Origin of the sequence: Runella sp. (assembly GCF_965279615.1) — a bacterium.
Lineage (GTDB): Bacteria > Bacteroidota > Bacteroidia > Cytophagales > Spirosomataceae > Runella.
In genome coordinates, this window is the sequence record NZ_OZ257252.1 from 3,308,880 (window position 1) to 3,332,722 (window position 23,843).

Consider the following 23,843-nt stretch of genomic DNA (forward strand, 5'->3'; position numbering starts at 1 on the left):
CTCCAATCAATCGGGTAAGTACCTATCAAAATAATGAATGGTGCGAAATCTACCGTCGATCTAAATGGAAGATGAAAATGCCAATACCATAGTGGTACCTTCGGTAGGTCTTCGCTGAGCCCGAATAGTGCCTTGGTTTAATTTCATCAATTCTGCACATACCAACAGCCCTAATCCCGTGCCTTTTTCTCCTAAAGTGCCCTGATGAGATACGGCAGGTATTGGTTTCACGGCAGAACCTTCCCACTCAAATTCTTTCCCTTTATTGCTGACTCGCAACACAGCATAAGGAGCTTCCGTCGTGGCATTGATTTCAATCGTACTATTATAAGGGGAAAACTTGATGGCATTGTGCAGTACGTTATATAAAACAATCTGTACGTGATTTTCGTCGGCATAGATCCTGTTTTTTGGAACCGTCAACCATTTTACCTCAAGGGATTTTTCCTGCATCAATCCATTAAGAGAATCCAATGCTTCTTCAATACTGTTTTTCAGCGGAATACGTCGTGGGTTAGCCCGCAGGAGATGTCGTTGTGAAAAAGCCCAATACAACAGATTGTTGAGGATCGTTTGAAGCGTAATGGCTTTTTTTCGTAACACGGACGATTGGACTGATAGTTGTTCGGCGGTCAAACCGGTATTTTCAAGCAGCGTAATGGTGTTGATCAGATCAACGACGGGGGCGCGTAAATCATGACCAATGATCCCAAACAATTTGTCTTTCGTTTCATTCAGCACCTCCAATTGTTGATTTTTCTTACTGATTCGGTGATTATAAATCTGATTTTTTTGATAGATCCAAAACCCGCCACACAATAACAGGGCAAAAAGGCCTAATAACGCTGAAAGCAGTTTTCTCTGCTTTTGCTGATTTTGCAACTCCAATTCTTTGATTTGTAAACTTTTCTCGGCCGATTCTTTTTCCCGCTCTATTTTCTCAAACTGATATTTTGCTTCAATGTTTTTAGCGATTTCCCGGTCTTTGTTTGCATCAATACTTTGCGTTACAGTTTGCAGTTGCTCGTAGGAATTGAGGGCATCCTTATGCCTTCCCAACACTTTTTGGGCTGCTATCTGATTTTTTAGGGCTCGAATTAAGTATTCGTAGCGCAATGGCTCATTTTTTACTAAGGCAAAAGAGCGACGGGCATACTTGAGCGCTTCCCTTGGCTTTCCGGTAGCCAAAAAAAGGGATGAAATGTGGGCATAATTCGTGGAAAGAATCGCATTCCACCCCGATTCAGAAGCATGTTTCTGCGAAATTTCTTCTGCCTTGCGCAACAGCTTAAGGCTCTGTGGGTAATCTTTTAATATAATGAGATTTTCTCCCATAGAAAGTAGACTTTCCGTTATCGGTTCATCCTCTTTTTTAAGTTTAATAATGGCATATGATTTAGCGTGGTATACCTGAGCAAGTCGGTATTTTTTTTGACGACCCAGAAAATATGCCCACGCACTGTAAGCATATGCTCGATCACCATCAGACTTAAGTTTCTCAGCCAACGCCAGATGTTTCAATATGTACTTCTTTTCATTGATGGTATCATTGAGTCGATTAAAAGTAAAGGCTAATAGATGATATATGCTTCCGTTACTGCTATGCTCGTTGTGTTTTTCGTTGAAATGGAGCAAAGCACTAAGTTCTCTGACCGCATTTACCTGGTCTTGATTATCCAAATAAAACGTACTTTTCCGATACATCAATTGGGAAATCCGTTTCCATTCTTTATGCCGTTGCAGAATGGGCATGGCTTTATTTGCATAGAAAAGCCCTGAATCAGCATTATATTTTCTCTTAAAATAACCGGCCCTCTGTAATAAGAAAATTCCCTGATAACGCTCATTTTTATCTTTAACTGCCAGATTCCACCCTTTTTGCACCATAAGATACATTTTATCAGCTTCTCCGGAATGGAGGTATACTGATGCTAATGAGTCGTATTGTTTTAGAAGAGCAGAAGGAGAGTTCTGAGGAAGGGGTTTTAAGCTATTTTGGGCAAACAGGGGATAAAAGGCCATTGATAACCCCAAAAGACTGGCCAAAATCAAGCCTTGATGAAGGGTTTCACCATTGACAGATCGCATGTATATTTCAATAAAAGTGTGGTAGAGGCTCTTGAATGGGTACTAACAATTGATTTTCAGCCTTTGTCAATTAAATTCCAAAAACCTTGCAAAGAATTACGGTAAGTTAGTCCAATGGGAATTTTAGTTGTTCCCAGCTGCAGGTATTTGGTATCATACGTGGCTATTTTCTCCACATTGACAATGTATGATTTCTGAACCCGGGCAAAATTACGCTTAGGCAATCGCTCTTCCAGAGAAGTAATGGTTTCGTTGACTACGGTAACCTGGTGGTGGGTGATAAGTTTAGAATAGATTCCAAAGGCTTCTACGTAATCAATGTCTTTGTAGTGAAATTGCTTTAATTGGCGGCCCACTTTCAAAAAAATACTGTGGGCATCGGCAACACTGTTGTCAGATACCTGCATTTCCAACGCTCGATTGACAGCTCTGACGCAGCGCAAAAATGAAAAGGGTTTCATTAAATAATCAGCAACATCAAAATCGAAACAATTGACGGCAAAGTTAGGATCGGAAGTGGTGATAATGGTAGGAGGGCGTTTGGGGAGAAGTTGAAGGAGCTCTTCGCCTGACAGGTCGGGTAAGTACATATCCAAAAAGACCATGTCAAAAGAATGTTGTTTTAGCGCTCCCAAGGCCTCAAAGGCTGTTTTGCAGACAATTGGTTTTTGCAGGAAGGGGAGTTTTTGCAAATACTCCCTAAGTATCGAAGTCGAACTTTCGTCGTCTTCGACAATCAGTGGTAAATAATTTTTCATGAGTTTTCAAAAGGCGGAATTAGGGTGACTGCAACGATTAAGCTGCACATACAAATCTAATACAAACAAACCACATGATTTATACCAAAGTGTTTATAAATATGCCGGATAGCGTCCATTTGATTGCAATAATAGACGATTTTATCTAGGCAAACCGACCATTTCATTCTATTTAAATGCTATTTGATAGGGATAAATAACTAAGCAAATTTCCATAATATATACTCAATAGAGATAAATATATACCTATAAGAAGAAAACGGGATTTTGTGAGGCCAGAAACACTATTTGGATATAATTTATTCTGATTTGATCACTCTTCATGCACTTTTTCAAGCATCCGGCGACATAATTGCATTTTTCTCATTGGCGAAAAAATACTGACCGATTATAAGTTATGTCTTTGTAATCACATAAAAAAAGGGTAAAAGCGCGCCGTACCGACCAAAGTGTGTTGCGCTTTTTACCCCAAAATGTCAAATACTTTAAAAGCATTTGCACCATGCAAATTTATCAAAAAAATGGTGTGACGGGAGAACTATGCAAAAGCTTTTCCGTTACCGGTCCGGTACTTCTTTACCGCAGCATTTTTCGTGCTTTGGTATTCATCTGTAAGCTCAACAATAACCGTTTGACTTTCAGCTTCTTCACGGCTTTTATCAGTTACCCCTTCTCTACATTATACACGTTTAACTTCTTCCACAATCTTTTTTTATCATGAAAAAACTACTACATCTAAGTAGCATAGTATTGTTATTCCTATTGGGAGTCGGGGCGCAGGGGTACGCCCAAAAAGGCTCGTTTGCAGTACAATTGGTATTGAAAGAAACCGATTGTATCAATAACAAAGTTACTCTTCAGGTACAGGTAAAAGCCAATCATGCCGACAGTACCTTTCTCCTCGGAGATGCCAACTTTCGGCTTAGATACAGTTCATTAGCCCTTTCCAATCCGGCCATCAGTCCCAATGCGGGAGCTCTCAGCGGCAATTCGACCTATAGCCTCAATCTACAGGGTTCTACCCAAGGATCGGCCAATGGGTTGGTCTCACTCAATGTGCTGTATGGAGGGCAGTCATTGCCCACCTTGGTCACCACCAACTGGCTGACCGTAGCCGATCTCAAATTTGATCTGGTTTCCCCGTTGGCCACCAATTGCGTGGACCTGACCTGGCAGACCGATAAAACACCGCCTGTGACCGGCATGAGCGAAATCATCGTTACCACGGCCTCGCCGTTGACGTTCACCAACCATTCGGTCAAAGCAAGTGGCGTATTTAATAAACTTACGCTGTGCCCAAGTCAAATTTGCCAAACACCCACCCCTTCTACCGGCAGTTTTGGGGTACAACTATTGGTTAAGAATTTTGATTGTATTACTAAAAAGGTACAGGTAGACGTGCAGGTCAAGGCAAAGGATGCCAACAGTATCTTTAACATGGGTGATGCAAACTTCCGTTTCGGATACAACACGACAGTACTCTCTAACCCAACCCTTTTTGCGCAAAATAATTATTCGGGCGGAGCCTATACTTCTCAAAACCTACAGGGAAGCGGTGTGAGCGGCAGCAATGGCCTGGTTTCATTGAATGTAAAATATGCCGGCAGCAGTCCTCCCGCTTCGGTCGGGACAAACTGGACGAGCGTAGGCGTGGTCGAATTTACTTTCACGGGAGATGCCTCTACGGCTTGTTTTGATCTGAATTGGCAAAAAAGCACCGACCTGCCGGCTACCGGCATGAACCAAATAACGGTGACCAACCAATCTCCGTTTGCCTATACTTCTCAAGCCACCGCATCGGGTACAATTTATAATAACCTTACCCTGTGTCCAACCCAATATTGTACCGTTGCTTCTACAAGCAGTTACGCCGCCCAACTCACCGCTAAAAGCTTTGATTGCGTCACCAAAAAAGCTGTGATACTTGTAAAAGTGCGAGCCAAAGACGCCAATAGTACATTTTTGATGGGCGATGCCAATTTCCGTTTTAATTACAACACTACCCTGTTAGTTAATCCTAAAATTGTGCAACAGGCCAATTTTGCCACCTTACCTTACACCGCTCAGGATTTACAGGGAAGTGCCGTCAGCGGCGTGGCGGGAATTGTGTCGCTCAACGTCAAGTATTCTCCCTCTCCGGGCAGCACTCCAACGGCGCAGCCGGTAACGGCTGATTGGGTAGCCGTAGCCTGCATTGAGTTTGACTACGTGGGCAGCACGAATGCCTCCTGTTTTGACCTCAATTGGCAAACGGGCGTTGATTTTCCGGAAACCGGCATGAACGAAGTCCGCATCACGGGTAACACCTATACCCTGACTCCCGTACCACCGGCACCGGTATTTGAAAAGCTCACCCTTTGTCCGGGCCAACTTTGCCAACCACGCAATGTGACACTTTCCATTAAGAAAACCCGCACTTCTGCCGCACAGGCCGAGCTCGGAGACGTCGCGTCTTTCAAATTGGTGATCAAAAATGCAGGACCTGACACGGCAGTCAACGTAATAGTGGTTGACTCACTGCCCACAACCATGCAATGGGTAAGTGCGACACCGACGGCCACTTCGATCAACGGAAATGTTGCCCTTTGGACGATTGCTCGCATTGCACCGGGCGATAGTATAGTCATTACCGTTCAGTCCAAGATCCTGTCGACCGGGGTGAGTCTCAACGAAGCCGCCGTCGTAAGTACCGATGGGCAACCGGTGACTATACCCATCACCGACAATGCCTGTGTGACGGTGCCGATTGCCCTTTGCAGCAATGAAGCGGCGCAGATTTCGGTCCCTGCCAGATACACCAACGTGATCTGGTACCGCACCTTCAACGGTACTACTACGCAGGTGGGGACTACCAATGTGATTCTGGTGACGCAGATAGGAAGTTACAGTTTCACGGCCACCGATCAAACTTGTCCCGCTTCGGGCTGCTGCCCCATTGTATTCATTCCGGGCAATTGCTGCCCCGCCGACCTGTGCATTCCGTTCGTCGTCAAAAAAACCAAGAAGAATGGTGTTTTGCTCAAATAATTGAACTGCGCCGGCCTGTCCCTAACCTCGTAAATGACTTGTGGGCAGGCCATTCCAAAATAATACCCCTTTTATCTATCCCTTATTCTTACTGTACTACCTTTTTTATTCTTACCAAAACAAGTTCCTTATGAAAAAGCGACCTACTACTGCTGCACCTCCCGGTCAAGGGAGGAATTGGGTAATACTATGGCTGAGTCATCTGCTGATACCGTGGCTTTTGCCGGTACCTACTTTCCGAAAGCCTCCCTCTCGGCACAGGAAGAAACGTGGTGAAGAAGGACGAACAGCGTTGAAGAAATTCACAGAGTTTGTGACTCTTGGAAAAAACAGGTATTACCTAAGCTCGGGTTGAAGCAAGCCTATTGGTCAACCTTATCTCAAACCTTCTTCACATAGGAAGGGCAGGGCGCTCTGTGCTACTGAGGTGAGGTTAAAATTATTTGTATCATTAAACCCGTTTCAAAATCATGAAACCATTTATATTCAATCAATTAAAAATCAGTCCGTTACTTCTGATTCCGTTGTGGATGTTGGGAGTAACTTTTGGTGTGAAGGACCAAATCGGTCATAATATCTCCGGTATGACGAACTACCTTAAGGACGTAACCAATCAGATATTAACCATTGAAACGGATACCGACGGTGACAGCATAACCGACAGTATCGATTTAGACGATGACAATGACGGAATATTGGACATCGTAGAGTTGCCAATGGATATATTTTCATACAACGAGGCAGGAGATGCGGTCTATGTCTTTGGCGGCATTGGAAACGGCACGTTTAAACCGGTGAAGACTAACCCGGTAGATGTCCCGGACGCCGGACAAAGTATTTCCGAACGTTCGATGTATGGAGATGTAAACGGAGATGGGATCGGTGACCTTGTCCATGTGCATGAAGGGACGGATCTTATCCATACACAACCGGGCAATGGAGACGGCACGTTCGATCCGGCCATTACCCAAAGCATGGCCCTTGCCGACGTAGGTGTAGGGGCTTCTGAGGAGACATTTCTCGGAGATGTAACCGGCGACAAATTGGCTGATATCGTAGAATACAACTCACTGGCAAACGCTATTTGGGTCTATAAAGCGATTGGAAATGGTACATTTCAGGCCGGTGTAAGTCAAAGTATCACCGTACCTGCTGCCGGGTACTCCCTTGGATCTAAATCCTTCATGGGAGATGTAAATGGTGATGGTAAAAACGATCTGATCAATGTTAATGAGAACGATCATATTTATGTTCACACAGGGAATGGAGACGGAACATTCACCGGCCCCGTTACGCAGAATATAACCATTGTGGATGTAGGTGCAGGCAATTCTGAAAATACGTTCCTGGGCGATGTAAACAATGATAAAATCCTTGATATCGTAACGTTTAATGATCTCGTTGATTTTATAGGGGTATATACCGGGGTTGGAGACGGAACATTCAATACGGTCTCAACGCAGTTAATGACCATAGCTGATGCCGGACTATCCACAGTTGAGCAATCATTCTTAGGAGATGTAAATGGGGATGGAAACAACGATATCGTGCAGATAAACGAAATCGCGAATATCATCTATGTATATACCGGAAAAGGAGATGGTACATTTAATGCCGCAGTTACGCAAAGCCTCCCGCTGAATGATATCGGTTACAGTGGCTTCGAGGAAACATTCATGGCGTCTGTTTATTCCGACATTGACGGCGACGGTATTCTGAACCACCTCGACCTCGACTCCGACGGCGACGGCATTCCCGACAATGTAGAAGCCCAAACCACAGCGGGATATACAGTACCCGGCACTTCGGTCGATGCACAGGGACGCTTGGTAGCTTACGGTACAACCGGCTTAACACCCATCAATACCGATGGAACCGACAATGCTGATTATCTGGATACCAATTCGGACAATGATGTCACTCCGGATGCGCAGGAGGCAGATATTACAAAAGTGAACGCTGATGCAGATCATGACGGTTTGGATGATAACACCAAGACCGACAAAAATCCGGCGCTCTTTGGTCCGGCAGGAGCAAATATTGCCACAGGTGGTGTATTGACCTACTATCCCGCTACAGGAAGTGAGGTTAATTGGAGGAATTCTTCAATAAGTACACCTTTCATCGATACTGACGGCGACAACATAGCCGATCTGGTTGATTTGGACGATGACAATGACGGAATATTGGATGCCAAGGAATTGCCGGTAGCCGGTATTTCCGAACAATACCTTAATACCGGTGGCGTGATAACCAACCTTTATACTACCGCCAATAGCGACAACTCAACGTTGGCGTTTTTTGAACATAGGTTCTTGGGACTTATTGTCAACGCAAACAATACGTTTGGGTATTATGTAACCTCCACAGGAGCCGTTGTGGAAGAACACTTCAATTCCGGCAACTTAAATACCGCCTCGTTTACGGCCGCCAATTCAGTCAATACCCGAGCGGCATTGCTGGACGGGCGACTTTTAGGACTGGGAAAAGGTACCACCGGCCACGTTTTCGGTTATTACCTCAAACCTGATGGCAGTGGAGCTTTGGAAGAAGAAAATCTGAATACAGGCACAATCAATTCAGGCACGTTTACGGCGGCCAATTCCGATAATACCCGGGCGGCTTTAGCTGAGGGGCGCTTCCTTGGCATAGACATTGGTACAGGCAATAGTGTTTTTGGCTATTATGTTGTAGCGGGTGGTGCTGTACACGAAGAAAATCTGAATACAGGGACCATCAATACGGGTACGTTTACAGCGGCCAATTCCGTTAGTACACGGGCGGCCTTGCTGGAGGGTCGGCTTTTAGGCATTGGCATTAATACCGGCAACGGGGTTTTCAGTTATCAACTGAACATCCCGGATATGGATATTGATGGCGACGGTATTCTGAACCACCTCGACCTCGACTCCGACGGCGACGGCATTCCCGACAATGTAGAAGCCCAAACCACAGCGGGATATACAGTACCCGGCACTTCGGTCGATGCACAGGGACGCTTGGTAGCTTACGGTACAACCGGCTTAACACCCATCAATACCGATGGAACTGACAATGCTGATTATCTGGACACCAATTCGGACAATACTCAAGGCAACGATACGGCGGAGGCGGCTTTGACGCTGGCCAATTCGGATACGGACAACGACGGATTGGACAATAGTGTTGATACAAATGACAACGCCTTCGGCCCGGTCAATGCCGGTATCACCAATCCGGCTACGACCTATCCGAACACCGGCAACGTAGGCGATGTGGATTACCGTGACTCGACAGAACCACTTCTCGACACCGACGGAGACGGCGTATTCGATACCGCCGATTTGGACGATGACAATGATGGGATATTCGATGCCAAGGAATTGCCTATTGCCGGTATTTCCGAAGAACTCCTTAATAACGGCAACCTGTTGGCCAACCTCTATACTGCTGCCAATACTGATAACTCCACCCTGGCGTTCTTTGAACATCGGTTTTTGGGGCTTATCGTAAACGCAAGCAACACGTTTGGGTATTATGTAACCTCCACAGGAGCCGTTGTCGAAGAACACTTCAATTCCGGCAACTTAAATACCGCCTCGTTTACCGCTGCCAACTCCGTCAATACCCGGGCGGCATTGCTGGATGGGCGGCTTTTGGGACTTGGAAAAGGTACCACCGGTCAGGTGTTCGGGTATTACCTCAAACCCGATGGCAGTGGCGCACTGGAAGAAGAAAACCTCAATACCGGCACGGTCAATTCAGGCACCTTTACAGCCGCCAATTCCGATAATACCCGGGCAGCCTTTGCTGAAGGACGCTTCATTGGCGTAGACATTGGCACAGGCAACAGTGTTTTTGGCTATTACTTTGTAGCGGGTGGTGCTATACACGAAGAAAATCTCAATACGGGAACCATCAATACCGGCACCTTTACGGCCACCAATTCAGATAACACAAGCGCAGCCCATGCCGATAATCTGGTTTTAGGTATTGGGATCAATACGGCCAATCAGGTTTTCAGTTATTTGATAAACATCCCGGATAAGGATTTGGACGGCGACGGTCTTCTGAACCACCTCGACCTCGACTCCGACGGCGACGGCATTCCCGACAATGTAGAAGCCCAAACCACAGCGGGATATACAGTACCCGGCACTTCGGTCGATGCACAGGGACGCTTGGTAGCTTACGGTACAACCGGCTTAACACCCATCAATACCGATGGAACCGACAATGCTGATTATCTGGATACCAATTCGGACAATGATACCACCTTGGATACGCAGGAGGCAGCTATCACGAAAGTGAATACCGATGCCGACCAAGATGGGTTGGATGATAACACCAAGACCGACAAAAACCCGGCGCTCTTTGGTCCGGCAGGAGCAAATATTGCCACAGGTGGTGTATTGACCTACTATCCCGCTACAGGAAGTGAGGTCGATTGGAGACACTATTCTACAGGTGCCGGAGGAATTGCTTCCAATACCTACGATATGGTCGATGGTTTGACGCCTGGCGCTTTGCTGGTACCGAATCCTTGCTTTTCGGGCACTTCGGGAATATGGAAAAGAGAAGCGGTGTACAAGACCGGTTATACCGGCGGGATCGGCAATAAAATGAATCCCGGCGAGACAGACAACGAAAGTACATTCCTTGTCGACATTGACAAGGATGGCAAAAAGGACCTGGTCTGGGCATTTGACGGCGGCATGACTACTCCTGCCGTTGCCGGGGTATATATCTGGAAAGGTCTTGGGGATGGAACCTTTGCCACTGCCGTGACAAAAGATGTCGGCACCTTTACGGCCAACGGTCTGCTACAGGGCACCAACAATATCGGTCTGGGAGGAACGAGTGCTACGGAGAGTACATTTATTGCCGACGCTAACGGCGATGGAAACCTTGATTTGATCTGGCTGCACGAAACCACTAATCGTTCGATCGTTTGGTTGGGGAATGGTGACGGTACGTTCCAACACGCGGCCATTGTCAAGAACGGCTACACCGGCGGACCTAATGGCGTAATGTCGATTGGCCTCTCCGCCACTGAGAGTACCCACATGGTGGATATAGATGGTGATGGCAAGATCGATGTCGTTTGGTTATATGATGCCAGCGTCACGGTTGCCAACGCCGGTGTGTATTACTGGAAAGGAAACGGCGATGGTACGTTTGCCACCGCTGCGATCAAAGACATCGGCTCAGGCACCTTTACTGCCAATGGCGTTGCGCAAGGCAGCTCCAGTGGAGGCACAACAGTAGCTTTTGGCGGCATTAGCGCCTCGGAAAGCACGCATCTGGCTGACTTTAACGGCGATGGCAAAGCGGATATTTTGTGGGCGCATGAATCTCAAAACCGAACCTTTGTCTGGTTAGGCAATGGAGATGGTACCTTCCAACATACAGGCATTGTTAAAACCGGTTACACGGCCGGTTCCGGTAATGTAATGTCCATCGGCTTTTCCGGCAACGAGAGTACACACATTGCGGATGCTGATGGTGACGGCAAACTGGACATTATCTGGTTATTTGATGCCGGTCCGGCAGTCGGAAATGCCGGTGCATACATCTGGCGGGGAAATGGCGATGGCACTTTTGCGACCGCTGCCATCCAAGACATCGGCACTTTCACCGGAAATAGTGTAGCAAACGGTACGGGAAATGTGGCTTTAGGAGGTTTCACGGCAACGGAAAGCAGTCATATAGCTGACTTAGACGGTGATGGCAAGTTAGATTTATTATGGCTTTTTGAAAATACAAACACCTCCTATGCGTGGCTCGCAGGATGTACTGCTCCGGGGACAGTTCCGGCCAAAATTGCTTCCAATACCTACGATATGGTTGACGGCTTGACGCCGAGCGCTTCGCCGGTTTCGAACCCTTGCTTTAGCGGTAGTTCGGGCATCTGGAGAAAAGAAGCGGTTTACAAGACCGGCTATACCGGCGGGATCGGCAATAAAATGAATCCCGGCGAGACGGACAACGAAAGCACGTTCCTTGTCGACATTGATAAAGATGGCAAAAAGGACCTGGTCTGGGCATTTGACGGCGGCATGACTACTCCTGCCGTTGCCGGGGTATATATCTGGAAAGGTCTTGGGGATGGAACCTTTGCCACTGATGTGACCAAAGATGTCGGCACCTTTACGGCCAACGGCCTGCAACAGGGCACCAACAACATTGGTCTGGGTGGAACAAGTGCTTATGAAAGTACGTTCATTGCCGACGCCAACGGTGATGGAAACCTTGATTTGATCTGGCTGCACGAAAGCACCAATCGTTCGATCGTTTGGTTGGGGAATGGTGACGGTACGTTCCAACACGCGGCCATTGTCAAGAACGGTTACACCGGCGGACCTAATGGCGTAATGTCGATTGGTATTTCAGGTAACGAGAGTACACACATGGCGGATATAGATGGTGATGGCAAGATCGATGTCGTTTGGTTATATGATGCCAGCGTCACGGTTGCCAACGCCGGTGTATATTACTGGAAAGGAAACGGCGATGGTACGTTTGCCACCGCTGCGATCAAAGACATCGGCTCAGGCACCTTTACTGCCAATGGCGTTGCACAAGGCAGCTCCAGTGGAGGCACAACAGTAGCTTTTGGCGGCATTACTGCTACCGAAAGCACCCATTTAGCCGATTTCAACAACGATGGCAAAGCGGATATCCTGTGGGCTTATGAGTCGCAAAACCGAACTTACGTCTGGTTGGGTAATGGCGATGGCACCTTCCAACATACGGCAATTATTAAAACCGGCTACACCGGTGCCGGTGGTAATAACAACTTAGCCATCGGCTTTTCCGGCAACGAGAGTACACACCTTGTGGATGCGGATGGTGACGGCAAGCTGGACATTGTCTGGTTATTTGATGCCGGCCCCTCTGTGCCTACTGCCGGTGCATATATCTGGAAGGGAAATGGTGACGGTACGTTTGCTACTGCGGCCATTAAAGACATAGGAACCTTCACCGGCAACAGTGTCGCAAACGGCACGGGAACCGTAGCTTTAGGAGGCTTCACACCAACGGAGAGCAGCCACATTGCTGACTTAGACGGTGATGGCAAGTTAGATTTGTTGTGGCTCTACGAAAACACCAACACCTCCTATGCGTGGCTCGCAGGATGTAACACTCCCGTTACAGTTGCACCGGGTGGAGTAAGTACAGGCTTGCAGTTATGGTTAAAAGCGGACCTCGGAGTTACTAAAACAGGGTCGTCTGTCACAAGTTGGACAAATCAGGCTTCGCCCGGCTTATCAGTCGCGCAGTCAACGGCGAGCAAACAACCTTCATTTACCTCGAATTCGATCAACTTCAACCCCGGACTTGCCTTTAACGCAGCAAATAACCAAGGACTTGAAAAAACGGCCGCCAATCCGACCTTGTTTGCGACCAACTCACCCATGACGTTTTATTACGTGGTGCAGCCATCTGTCGTAACGGGAAAATACACGGTCGCGGAGATGCACAATAGCGGTGTGGGTGATTTCCCAACATTCGAAATCAGATCCTCAGATGTTGGAATGGACCTGGATGGCACAGCCTTTCAGGACAATGGGTATCACCAAACCTACGTACCTACTGCCGGCGGTGTGGATTTGATTACCTCCGCATTCAACAATTTAGCGGCCGGTAGCGGCGGTGCCATTAAGAACTATATCAAAGGTGGCAACATCAATACCAGAACCGGCAATACTGCTCTGACGGTGGGAACGACCTTGGAGATTGGTTACAATGGCAGCAGCGAGGGCTTTTCGGGTACAATAGCGGAAATAATCGGCTACAATACCTATCAGACGACGGCCGCGGATATTGATAAGATCAATACCTATCTGGCCATTAAATATGGCATAACGATGGTAAATGATGCAGGGTCAGCAACCGGCAGAAACTACATCGCCTCCGATGGAACTGTGATCTGGAACTCGACAACCAATAGTAGCTATAATAACAATATAGCAGGGATTGGTAAAGATGCCTCGAGTACATTACTCCAAAAGCAATCGAAATCTGTCAATACCGGTCTCCAACCAATTATTGGATTGGGTAGTATTGCCGTTGATAATGCAACGAATGCGGACAGTTTTGCCGCCGACAGGAGCTTCATGCTTTGGGGTGATAACGGCCAGTCCATCGGTTTCTCTACTGTTTATAATCCAACATCGTTCTCTCCTGTGCAGCCTTTCAAACGGATGAATCGGTTCTGGAAAGTGCAGGAAACAGGTACAGTGGGTACGGTAACGGTAAAATTGGGCTCAAATGCTACCTACATGTTGGTGGATACCGATGGCGATGGAAACTTTGCCACCGGAACAATCGATGAAGTAGCATTAAACGGTCAGCAAGCCACTTATAACTTTAAAAACGGCGATGTGTTCACCTTTGGGCGTGAGTTGACTGTTGTGACCTGTGACGTGGGCTTGGCGTTTATTCACGGAGACGACAATGCGAATTCGTCAAACTCGTCGTCGTTGGGTATTTCGGCTTGGGCATCTAATGGTGATGGTACGTTTAGCACCGCCAGCAGTGTCACTATCTCGGGCTTTGACCGCGACGGCAACGGCACGGAAGTATTTGGGGATGATGCTACTGCTTCTACCTACAATGCAGACGTAAACAATGACGGTTTCAAAGACCTGATTCACGTAACGGAAAACAATAGCAACAGCATTTATGTCTATCTGAACAATGGCAACGGCACGTTCCAAACGACGTCTATTGTTACGACAGGAATGCAAAGCGGTACGGACGGAAAGATCTTTGCGGGACAGTCGGCCGAAGAACAAGGCTGGATGGGCGATGCCAACAACGACGGAAAGATCGATTATATCTTCTCGGGCGATGATGATAAAATCCATGTGTATCTCGGTAACGGCGATGGTACGTTTGTCAAAACCAGAATTACCTCAAGCCTAACCGGTTCCACCATTAGTGTCCGTCATACAAGTGGTGTATCAGCCTCGGAATCATTCCTTGTGGCCGACATTAACAACGACGGTTCGATTGATTTGGTCGGAACTTTTGACCCCAATCACATGACGGCTTGGCTGGGCAACGGCGATGGTACATTCCAATCCACTCCGGTATTTGATGCGGATATTCAAAATTCAGGAGGTTCCAAGTCATCAGGTTCGGCAAGCAGCGAATACTCACAATTTGCCGATGTGGATGGCGATAGCGACCTCGACTACCTTCACGCTGAGAGCTTTGACGGCACCCCTCAAATCTGGGCCTACCTCAACAACGGTGACGGTACGTTCCAGACAACCGCTGTGGTCACATTGGTAACGACGACACCCGCCGGCGACAACGGCAAGTTTGCCAATTACACAAGTGCGCGGCAAAGCTACTTTACGGATGTCAACAACGACGGCATCGCGGACTACATAACCACCCTTGATGACGGAAGTGCGGCTCAGAATGGTATTTATGTTTATTTAGCCACTTCAGGCGGTAGCTTTGCGCTTACGCCGGTCTTTACGAACATACCTACGAAGTTTGCAACGGGTACAGGCGCAACGGAGAGTACATTTTTATCTTGCGGCTTTATTATCTGTAACGCAGGAACGAAAGCTCCTGTACTGTCAGCAACTACTGCCACAAATACCTGTCCTGCTGCTACGGTCAACCTGAACAGTTTGGTTACGAGCACAACCCCGGCAAATACAACGCTGGTTTGGTTCACCAACAATGCGCACACGGGTACTGCTTATGGCTCTCCTACATTAGCCACCGCCAATACTTACTACGCATTCTATTTTGACGCAACCAACACTTGCTACAGCCCGGCCTCAGTTGTTGTTGTAGTAACGATTCAGGCGTGTGCCGATAACGACGGTGACACCATCCCGGATAATGTTGACACAGACGACGACGGTGACGGCATTGCCGACACGGTTGAAAACGCCGCCTGTTCTCCGGCTTCGGCCACCTGCGATACCGACGGCGACGGCGTTCCAAACTACCTTGATTTGGATAGTGACAATGACGGCATCAATGACGTAGTGGAAGCGGGATTAGCTGATGCCGATGGCAACGGTATTGCTGATGGAGTAGTGAGTCCGACTACGGGTGCGATTCCGGGAGCGATCACGGCGATTGGCAGCTTAGGCGACAAAGACAGCGACGGCAAAAAAGATCCTTACGATGCTCTGAACGGTACCACCCCGGACGGCGTGAGCACAGGATTACCTTCGTCGATCTTCAACCCAACGACCGGTCAAGTTATTTGCAGCACCAACTGCGACCCTGACCATGACGGAATCGTGGGTGTATTAGATGGTGCACCGACAGTTTACGGTGATGCCAAAGACGCAGATGGTGACGGTATTTCAGATGATCTGGACACAGACGACGACGGTGACGGCATTGCCGACACGGTTGAAAACGCCGCCTGTTCTCCGGCTTCGGCCACCTGCGACACCGACGGCGACGGCGTTCCAAACTACCTTGATTTGGATAGTGACAATGACGGCATCAACGATGTAGTAGAAGCGGGATTAGCTGATGCCGATGGCAACGGTATTGCCGATGGAGTAGTGAGTCCGACTACGGGTGCGATTCCGGGAGCGATTACTGCTCTGGGCAGCTTGGGTGACAAAGACAGCGACGGCAAGAAAGATCCCTACGATGCTCTGAACGGTACCACCCCGGACGGCGTGAGTGCAGGATTGCCTTCGTCGATCTTCAACCCAACGACAGGTCAAGTTATTTGCAGCACTAACTGCGACCCTGACCATGACGGAATCGTGGGTGTGTTGGATGGTGCACCGACAGTTTACGGTGACGCCAAAGACACCGACAATGACGGCATTTCGGATGATCTGGACACAGACGACGACGGTGACGGCATTGCCGACACGGTTGAAAACGCCGCCTGTTCTCCGGCTTCGGCCACCTGCGATACCGACGGCGACGGCGTTCCAAACTACCTTGATTTGGATAGTGACAATGACGGCATCAATGACGTAGTGGAAGCGGGATTAGCTGATGCCGATGGCAACGGTATTGCTGATGGAGTAGTGAGTCCGACTACGGGTGCGATTCCGGGAGCGATCACGGCGATTGGCAGCTTAGGCGACAAAGACAGCGACGGCAAAAAAGATCCTTACGATGCTCTGAACGGTACCACCCCGGACGGCGTGAGCACAGGATTACCTTCGTCGATCTTCAACCCAACGACCGGTCAAGTTATTTGCAGCACCAATTGCGATCCTGATAAAGACGGAATCGCAGGAGTGTTAGACGGTGCGCCGACAGTTTACGGTGATGTACCAAGCACGATTGTTGGACAACCGGACTTATTCCCTAATGCTACGTTTGGAAGTATGACGTTCAATGTTGGGGATTCAAAGATGGTGATAATCAACATCAATGAAATCAAAAATGACCCAACCACCGGAACGATTGCCTTCTTTGTTCCATCAGCTGCCGGGTTTACGTTTGACTTCAGTCCTACTTTGACAACAACAACTGTCATCACTACGGAAACGGTCAATAACACCTCATGGACGATGACCAACACCGGTACCGGGCTCCTGTTTACTTCTAAAGCAGGCGTGGTAATTCCGGCAGGTGGCAGAAGCAGAGTAGCTATCAGCGTAACGGCAACTATCGCAGGTACAACGGCGAGTATTACTACCAACGTTACTCCTAATTCAGGGGGAGAAGTGAATAGTAATAACAATGTTTCTGTGGTAAGCATGTCTGTACAGAACTAAAAGATGTTCGTTATCAGGGGTTTCCGGTGGAAATCCCTGATATTTTTTTGAACTGTAAATGAATAATCTGATGAAAAATATCATTTTGAGTTTTCTTTTTGTTCTGCTTACTCTGACTAACCTCATTGCTCAATATGCAGAACCGGCCATTACGGGGGCCAATTTCGTACCCGGCAGCGTTGATGTGGGGCAAACCGCGCTTTTGACAGTTAGTTTTTCAAATTCAGGGTCAAGCCCAATTCCGGCAGGGTCAATCGAATTGACCATAAGTACCGCTAATAACTACTATTCCACAGACGGGACGACCATTCCTGCCGGAGGAGGAGGGGCTTTATTTACCTGGACCTATTTGGGAGCGGATACATGGCGCGGCAGCAATACTGCGGCGATTCCTGCTTTTGGCGGCGGAAATATTACACTTCAAGTTATCGGGACAGCACTGTCGCCGGGTTTTGAAGTGACCAATATCAATGTGCAACCGGTAAGTAACTTTGCCGCGTTTAACGACTCGCCCAATAACAACAATCTCCAGCCTAAATTAAAGGTAAATGCAACTGCACTTGACACCGACGGTGACACCATTCCTGATGTGACCGATACGGACGACGACGGTGACGGTATTTTGGATACGGTCGAAAACGCCGCCTGCTCACCTTCTGCCGCGAGTTGCGACACCGATGGTGACAGCATCCCTAACTCCCTCGACCTCGACAGCGACAACGACGGTATCAACGATGTAGCGGAAGCAGGTTTGGCCGATGCCGACGGCAACGGTATTGCCGATGGAGTAGTGAGTCCGACTACGGGCGCGATTCCGGGAGCAATTACCGCTCTGGGCAGCTTAGGTGACAAAGACAGCGACGGCAAAAAAGATCCTTACGATGCTCTGAACGGTACCACTCCTGACGGCGTGGGTGCAGGATTGCCTTCGTCGATCTTCAACCCAACGACAGGTCAGGTGATTTGCAGCACCAATTGCGACCCTGACCATGATGGAATTGTGGGTGTGGTCGATGGTGCACCGACAGTTTACGGTGATGCCAAAGACACCGACGGCGACGGCATTTCGGATGATTTGGATTTGGACGACGACGGTGACGGTATTTTGGATACGGTCGAAAACGCCGCCTGCTCACCTTCTGCCGCGAGTTGCGACACCGATGGTGACAGCATCCCTAACTCCCTCGACCTCGACAGCGACAACGACGGCATCAACGATGTAGCGGAAGCAGGTTTGGCCGACGCCGACGGCAACGGTATTGCCGACGGTACGATCAATCCAACGACGGGAGCCATTTCGACAGCCATTACTGCTCTGGGCAGCTTAGGTGACAAAGACAGCGACGGCAAAAAAGATCCTTACGATGCCCTCAACGGTACCACTCCGGACGGCGTGGGTGCAGGATTGCCTTCGTCGATCTTCGATCCCACGACCGGTCAGGTGATTTGCAGCACCAACTGTGATCCTGACAAAGACGGAATCATAGGCGTGTTGGACGGTGCACCGACAGTTTACGGCGATGCCAAAGACACCGACGGCGACGGCATTTCGGATGATTTGGATGACGACGGTGACGGTATTTTGGATACGGTCGAAAACGCCGCCTGTTCTCCGGCAGCCGCTACTTGCGACACCGACGGCGACACCATTCCAAACTACCTTGATTTGGATAGTGACAATGACGGCATCAACGATGTAGTGGAAGCGGGTTTGGCCGACGCCGATGGCAACGGTATTGCCGATGGCACGATCAATCCAACCACAGGAGCGATTCCGACAGCCATTACTGCTCTGGGCAGCTTGGGTGACAAAGACAGCGACGGCAAAAAAGATCCTTACGATGCCCTCAACGGTACCACTCCTGATGGTGTGAGTGCAGGATTGCCTTCGTCGATCTTCGACCCAACGACCGGTCAGGTGATTTGCAGCACCAATTGTGATCCTGACAAAGACGGAATCATAGGCGTGTTGGACGGTGCACCGACAGTTTACGGCGATGCCAAAGACACCGACGGCGACGGCATTTCGGATGATTTGGATTTGGACGACGACGGTGACGGTATTTTGGATACGGTCGAAAACGCCGCCTGCTCACCTTCTGCCGCGAGTTGCGACACCGATGGTGACAGCATCCCTAACTCCCTCGACTTGGACAGCGACAACGACGGCATCAACGATGTAGCGGAAGCAGGTTTGGCCGATGCGGATGGCAACGGTATTGCCGATGGAGTAGTGAGTCCGACTACGGGCGCGATTCCGGGAGCAATTACCGCTCTGGGCAGCTTGGGTGACAAAGACAGCGACGGCAAGAAAGATCCCTACGATGCTCTGAACGGTACCACTCCGGACGGCGTGGGTGCAGGATTGCCTTCGTCGATCTTCGATCCCACGACCGGTCAGGTGATTTGCAGCACCAATTGCGACCCTGACCATGACGGAATCGTGGGTGTATTAGATGGTGCACCGACAGTTTACGGCGATGCCAAAGACACCGACGGCGACAGCATTTCGGATGATTTGGATTTGGATGACGACGGTGACGGTATTTTGGATACGGTCGAAAACGCCGCCTGCTCACCTTCTGCCGCGAGTTGCGACACCGATGGTGACAGCATCCCTAACTCCCTCGACCTCGACAGCGACAACGACGGTATCAACGATGTAGCGGAAGCAGGTTTGGCCGACGCCGACGGCAACGGTATTGCCGACGGTACGATCAATCCAACGACGGGAGCCATTTCGACAGCCATTACTGCTCTGGGCAGCTTGGGTGACAAAGACAGCGACGGCAAGAAAGATCCTTACGATGCCCTCAACGGTACCACTCCGGATGGTGTGAGTGCAGGATTGCCTCCGTCGATCTTCGACCCAACGACCGGTCAGGTGATTTGCAGCACCAATTGTGATCCTGACAAAGACGGAATCATAGGCGTGTTGGACGGTGCACCGACAGTTTACGGCGATGCCAAAGACACCGACGGCGACGGCATTTCGGATGATTTGGATTTGGATGACGACGGTGACGGTATTTTGGATACGGTCGAAAACGCCGCCTGTTCTCCGGCAGCCGCTACTTGCGACACCGACGGCGACACCATTCCAAACTACCTTGATTTGGATAGTGACAATGACGGCATCAACGATGTAGTGGAAGCGGGATTAGCTGATGCCGATGGCAACGGTATTGCCGATGGAGTAGTGAGTCCGACTACGGGTGCGATTCCGGGAGCAATTACCGCTCTGGGCAGCTTGGGTGACAAAGACAGCGACGGCAAGAAAGATCCCTACGATGCCCTCAACGGTACCACTCCGGACGGTGTGAGTGCAGGACTGCCTTCGTCGATTTTCAACCCAACGACCGGTCAAGTTATTTGCAGCACCAATTGCGACCCTGACCATGATGGAATTGTGGGTGTGGTCGATGGTGCACCGACAGTTTACGGTGATGCCAAAGACACCGACGGCGACGGCATTTCGGATGATTTGGATTTGGACGACGACGGTGACGGTATTTTGGATACGGTCGAAAACGCCGCCTGTTCTCCGGCAGCCGCTACTTGCGACACCGACGGCGACACCATTCCAAACTACCTTGATTTGGATAGTGACAATGACGGCATCAACGATGTAGCGGAAGCGGGTTTGGCCGACGCCGATGGTAACGGTATTGCCGACGGTACGATCAATCCAACGACGGGAGCCATTCCGACAGCCATTACTGCTCTGGGCAGCTTGGGTGACAAAGACAGCGACGGCAAAAAAGATCCTTACGATGCCCTCAACGGTACCACTCCTGATGGTGTGAGTGCAGGATTGCCTTCGTCGATCTTCGACCCCACGACAGGTCAAGTTATTTGCAGCACCAATTGCGACCCTGACCATGACGGAATCATAGGCGTGTTGGACGGTGCACCGACAGTTTACGGCGATGCCAAAGACACCGACGGCGACACGATCCCTGACGTAACCGATACCGACGATGACGATGATGGCATCTTGGATACGCAGGATCCCAAACCGCTTGACACCGACAACGACGGCATACCAAATGCGACCGATACGGACGATGACGGCGATGGCATCTTGGATACGGCGGAAGCACCGGGCAAAGTGTTGGATACCGATAACGACGGTACACCAAACGCCACCGATACGGACGATGATGGCGACAACATCCCGGATACACAGGAGATCGGCGTTTTGGACGGTACAGGTAAATACACCCTGCCGGACAGCGACGGTGACGGCTTGCCGGATTTGGCCGATGCCTCCGCAACGGTTTGTGTGACGTTGAATCTGAAAGTGCTGCTCGAAGGACCGTATGATTCTGCTACCGGTAAAATGGGTACAATGCTCAATCAACGCGGATTATTGCCGGGTCAAACCCACGTAGGGCCATTCGGGGTGGATACGCCTGTGGGTCAACCGTATACGGGTGCTCCCTGGAACTACACCGGTACTGAGGGTAAACCAAGTATCACCTACGCTGCCACCGTGGTGGATTGGGTATTGGTTTCATTACGTACTGATTCGCTTTCGGTTACCTCAACCGTGTTGCGCAAAGCGGCCCTGTTACACGACGACGGACACATTACCTTCACAGACGCGTGTTATAGTCTGCCAACGGGTAACTACTATCTCGTCATTGAGCACCGCAACCACATGGGAGTGATGTCAGGAAAAGTAAAAGTGCAGAGCAATACGCTCAACTTCGACTTTACCCAACAGGACAGCTACGTTATTAACAACCCGCCATCGTTTGGGCAAATCCAAGTAAATGGCAAATGGATGATGCACGCTGCTGACGGTAAGAAAGACACGTTTACTGATAACTATGACATCAACTTCAATGATTCGCAGTTGTGGAAAGGTGAAAGCGGTTTCTTTGACAAATACCTCTACGGTGACTTCAACATGGACGCTGACGTCAATTTCTTAGACAGCGTGATTTGGAAGAAGAACAACGGCCGTTACTCGGTAGTACCTCGTTAGTTGGATTCACAAGCCCACTTGGCAAAACCAAGTGGGCTTTAACCTTTGAAAAACCATGCAAAAGCTATTTTTTACCGTTGCGCTGTATGCCGCAACATTAAGCGCAGGTCTGGCACAGGAGGCTTTTTTCAATGCCCGCCTCACGCTCAAAAAAGTGGATTGTATTGATAAACGGGTGCAGATGGATGTGGAAATTCGTTCAATTCAGAAAGAATCACCTTTTTATCTGGGAGATGCCAATTTTCGTTTTGGTTATGACGGGCGCCTTTTGTCCCGACCTACCATTGTTCAACAACAAAATTTCAGTCGCGAAGCGGCCAACGGTCAGGAGTACGGAACGCAAAATTTGAACGGCTCTTCGGAAAATAGTGCTCAAGGATTGTTATCTCTCAATGTTTTTTACACCGGTTCAGGAAAAAAACCTCAAAAAGTAACCTTGGAATGGATGAGTATTGCCACAATTCAGTTTGATATTACAAACACCGGCATCAGCACTCCCTCTCAGGTTTTGTGGTATACTCCGCAAACGTTCCCTAAATCCGGCTTGTCTGAGGTAGTGGCCAACGGCGATGAATTTCAGCTCAAAGTGGTAAAATCGGGCAGTTTCAGTAATGTAACCATTCCGGTGATTTCCGAAGCATGCCCCAATGTATCCCCTAATTCCTCTTCCGGGCCTTCGGTAACGACCAAACCTCCCACCCTTACGCCGTCTGATCCTTCGGTTACGGTTCCCGATCCGGACCCCATTGCCAATGTAAGTATTGGCATTGAGGACAACGATCTGGGCATTCCGGAAGGGTTCTCTCCAAATGGCGACGGGGTCAATGATGTGTTTGCGTTACGTAATAAAAAAGGAATAAAGATCAATCTGCAGATTTACAATCGCCTCGGGGTCTTGATCTATAGCAATGCTGACTATCGCAACGATTGGGACGGATTGGACGGAGATGGTAAGGGCGTATCAGAAGGTACGTATTTTTATATCATCAAAACGGCCGACGGGCAACAGTATCGAAGAGCGCTTACCATTGCGCGCTAGGAGTTATCAATAATTTTGCAAATTAAAAATCCTCGCTGATGATATCGGCGAGGATTTTTGCTGAAAAGCGGATGAGGCAGGTACACCTCATTGAGAAAACTCTGTTGTCGTTTCGGGGTTTTTCTGCCTCATTATCAGCCGGAATTTATTCGGCATATTTTTTTACAGCTTATAGTGATAAATGCCTGAGTTATGGCATTTACGAACTTATCATTATTCAAACC

At 48.9% G+C, this 23,843-nt stretch carries 6 protein-coding genes; 4 read left to right on the forward strand and 2 right to left on the reverse strand.

What is annotated here, in order from left to right; translation table 11 throughout:
- Nucleotides 1-60 precede the first annotated feature (60 nt).
- Entirely contained in the window at nucleotides 61-2,088 is a 2,028-nt protein-coding gene (locus ACQY73_RS14090; RefSeq protein ID WP_428667113.1) for a tetratricopeptide repeat-containing sensor histidine kinase, read from the reverse strand.
- Between the two features lie 56 nt (nucleotides 2,089-2,144).
- Entirely contained in the window at nucleotides 2,145-2,846 is a 702-nt protein-coding gene (locus ACQY73_RS14095) for a LytR/AlgR family response regulator transcription factor (RefSeq protein ID WP_428667115.1), read from the reverse strand.
- 717 nt (nucleotides 2,847-3,563) lie between these two features.
- On the opposite strand from ACQY73_RS14095, the gene ACQY73_RS14100 reads away from it, so the two are divergent.
- The 4 genes from ACQY73_RS14100 to ACQY73_RS14115 all read left to right on the forward strand — a co-directional run bounded on the left by ACQY73_RS14100 (nucleotide 3,564) and on the right by ACQY73_RS14115 (nucleotide 23,619).
- The gene (locus ACQY73_RS14100) at nucleotides 3,564-5,873 is read left to right on the forward strand and encodes a DUF11 domain-containing protein (RefSeq protein ID WP_428667117.1); all 2,310 of its coding nucleotides are present in this window, start codon (nucleotides 3,564-3,566) and stop codon (nucleotides 5,871-5,873) included.
- A 470-nt stretch (nucleotides 5,874-6,343) separates the two neighbouring features.
- Nucleotides 6,344-17,587: an FG-GAP-like repeat-containing protein gene (locus tag ACQY73_RS14105; RefSeq protein WP_428667119.1), complete on the forward strand. Its 11,244-nt coding sequence runs from the start codon at nucleotides 6,344-6,346 to the stop codon at nucleotides 17,585-17,587.
- A gap of 70 nt (nucleotides 17,588-17,657) precedes the next feature.
- Entirely contained in the window at nucleotides 17,658-22,580 is a 4,923-nt protein-coding gene (locus ACQY73_RS14110) for a hypothetical protein (protein WP_428667121.1), read from the forward strand.
- 55 nt (nucleotides 22,581-22,635) lie between these two features.
- Complete coding sequence (locus ACQY73_RS14115) at nucleotides 22,636-23,619, forward strand: gliding motility-associated C-terminal domain-containing protein (RefSeq protein WP_428667123.1); 984 nt, start codon at nucleotides 22,636-22,638, stop codon at nucleotides 23,617-23,619.
- Nucleotides 23,620-23,843 lie beyond the last annotated feature (224 nt).

Bases quoted from the DNA above. Each gene is read 5' to 3' on its own strand.
- ACQY73_RS14105 (WP_428667119.1), top strand. From the start codon at position 6,344: ATGAAACCATTTATATTCAATCAATTAAAAATCAGTCCGTTACTTCTG.
- ACQY73_RS14100 (WP_428667117.1), top strand. From the start codon at position 3,564: ATGAAAAAACTACTACATCTAAGTAGCATAGTATTGTTATTCCTATTG.
- ACQY73_RS14095 (WP_428667115.1), bottom strand. From the start codon at position 2,846: ATGAAAAATTATTTACCACTGATTGTCGAAGACGACGAAAGTTCGACT.
- ACQY73_RS14115 (WP_428667123.1), top strand. From the start codon at position 22,636: ATGCAAAAGCTATTTTTTACCGTTGCGCTGTATGCCGCAACATTAAGC.
- ACQY73_RS14110 (WP_428667121.1), top strand. From the start codon at position 17,658: ATGAAAAATATCATTTTGAGTTTTCTTTTTGTTCTGCTTACTCTGACT.
- ACQY73_RS14090 (WP_428667113.1), bottom strand. From the start codon at position 2,088: ATGCGATCTGTCAATGGTGAAACCCTTCATCAAGGCTTGATTTTGGCC.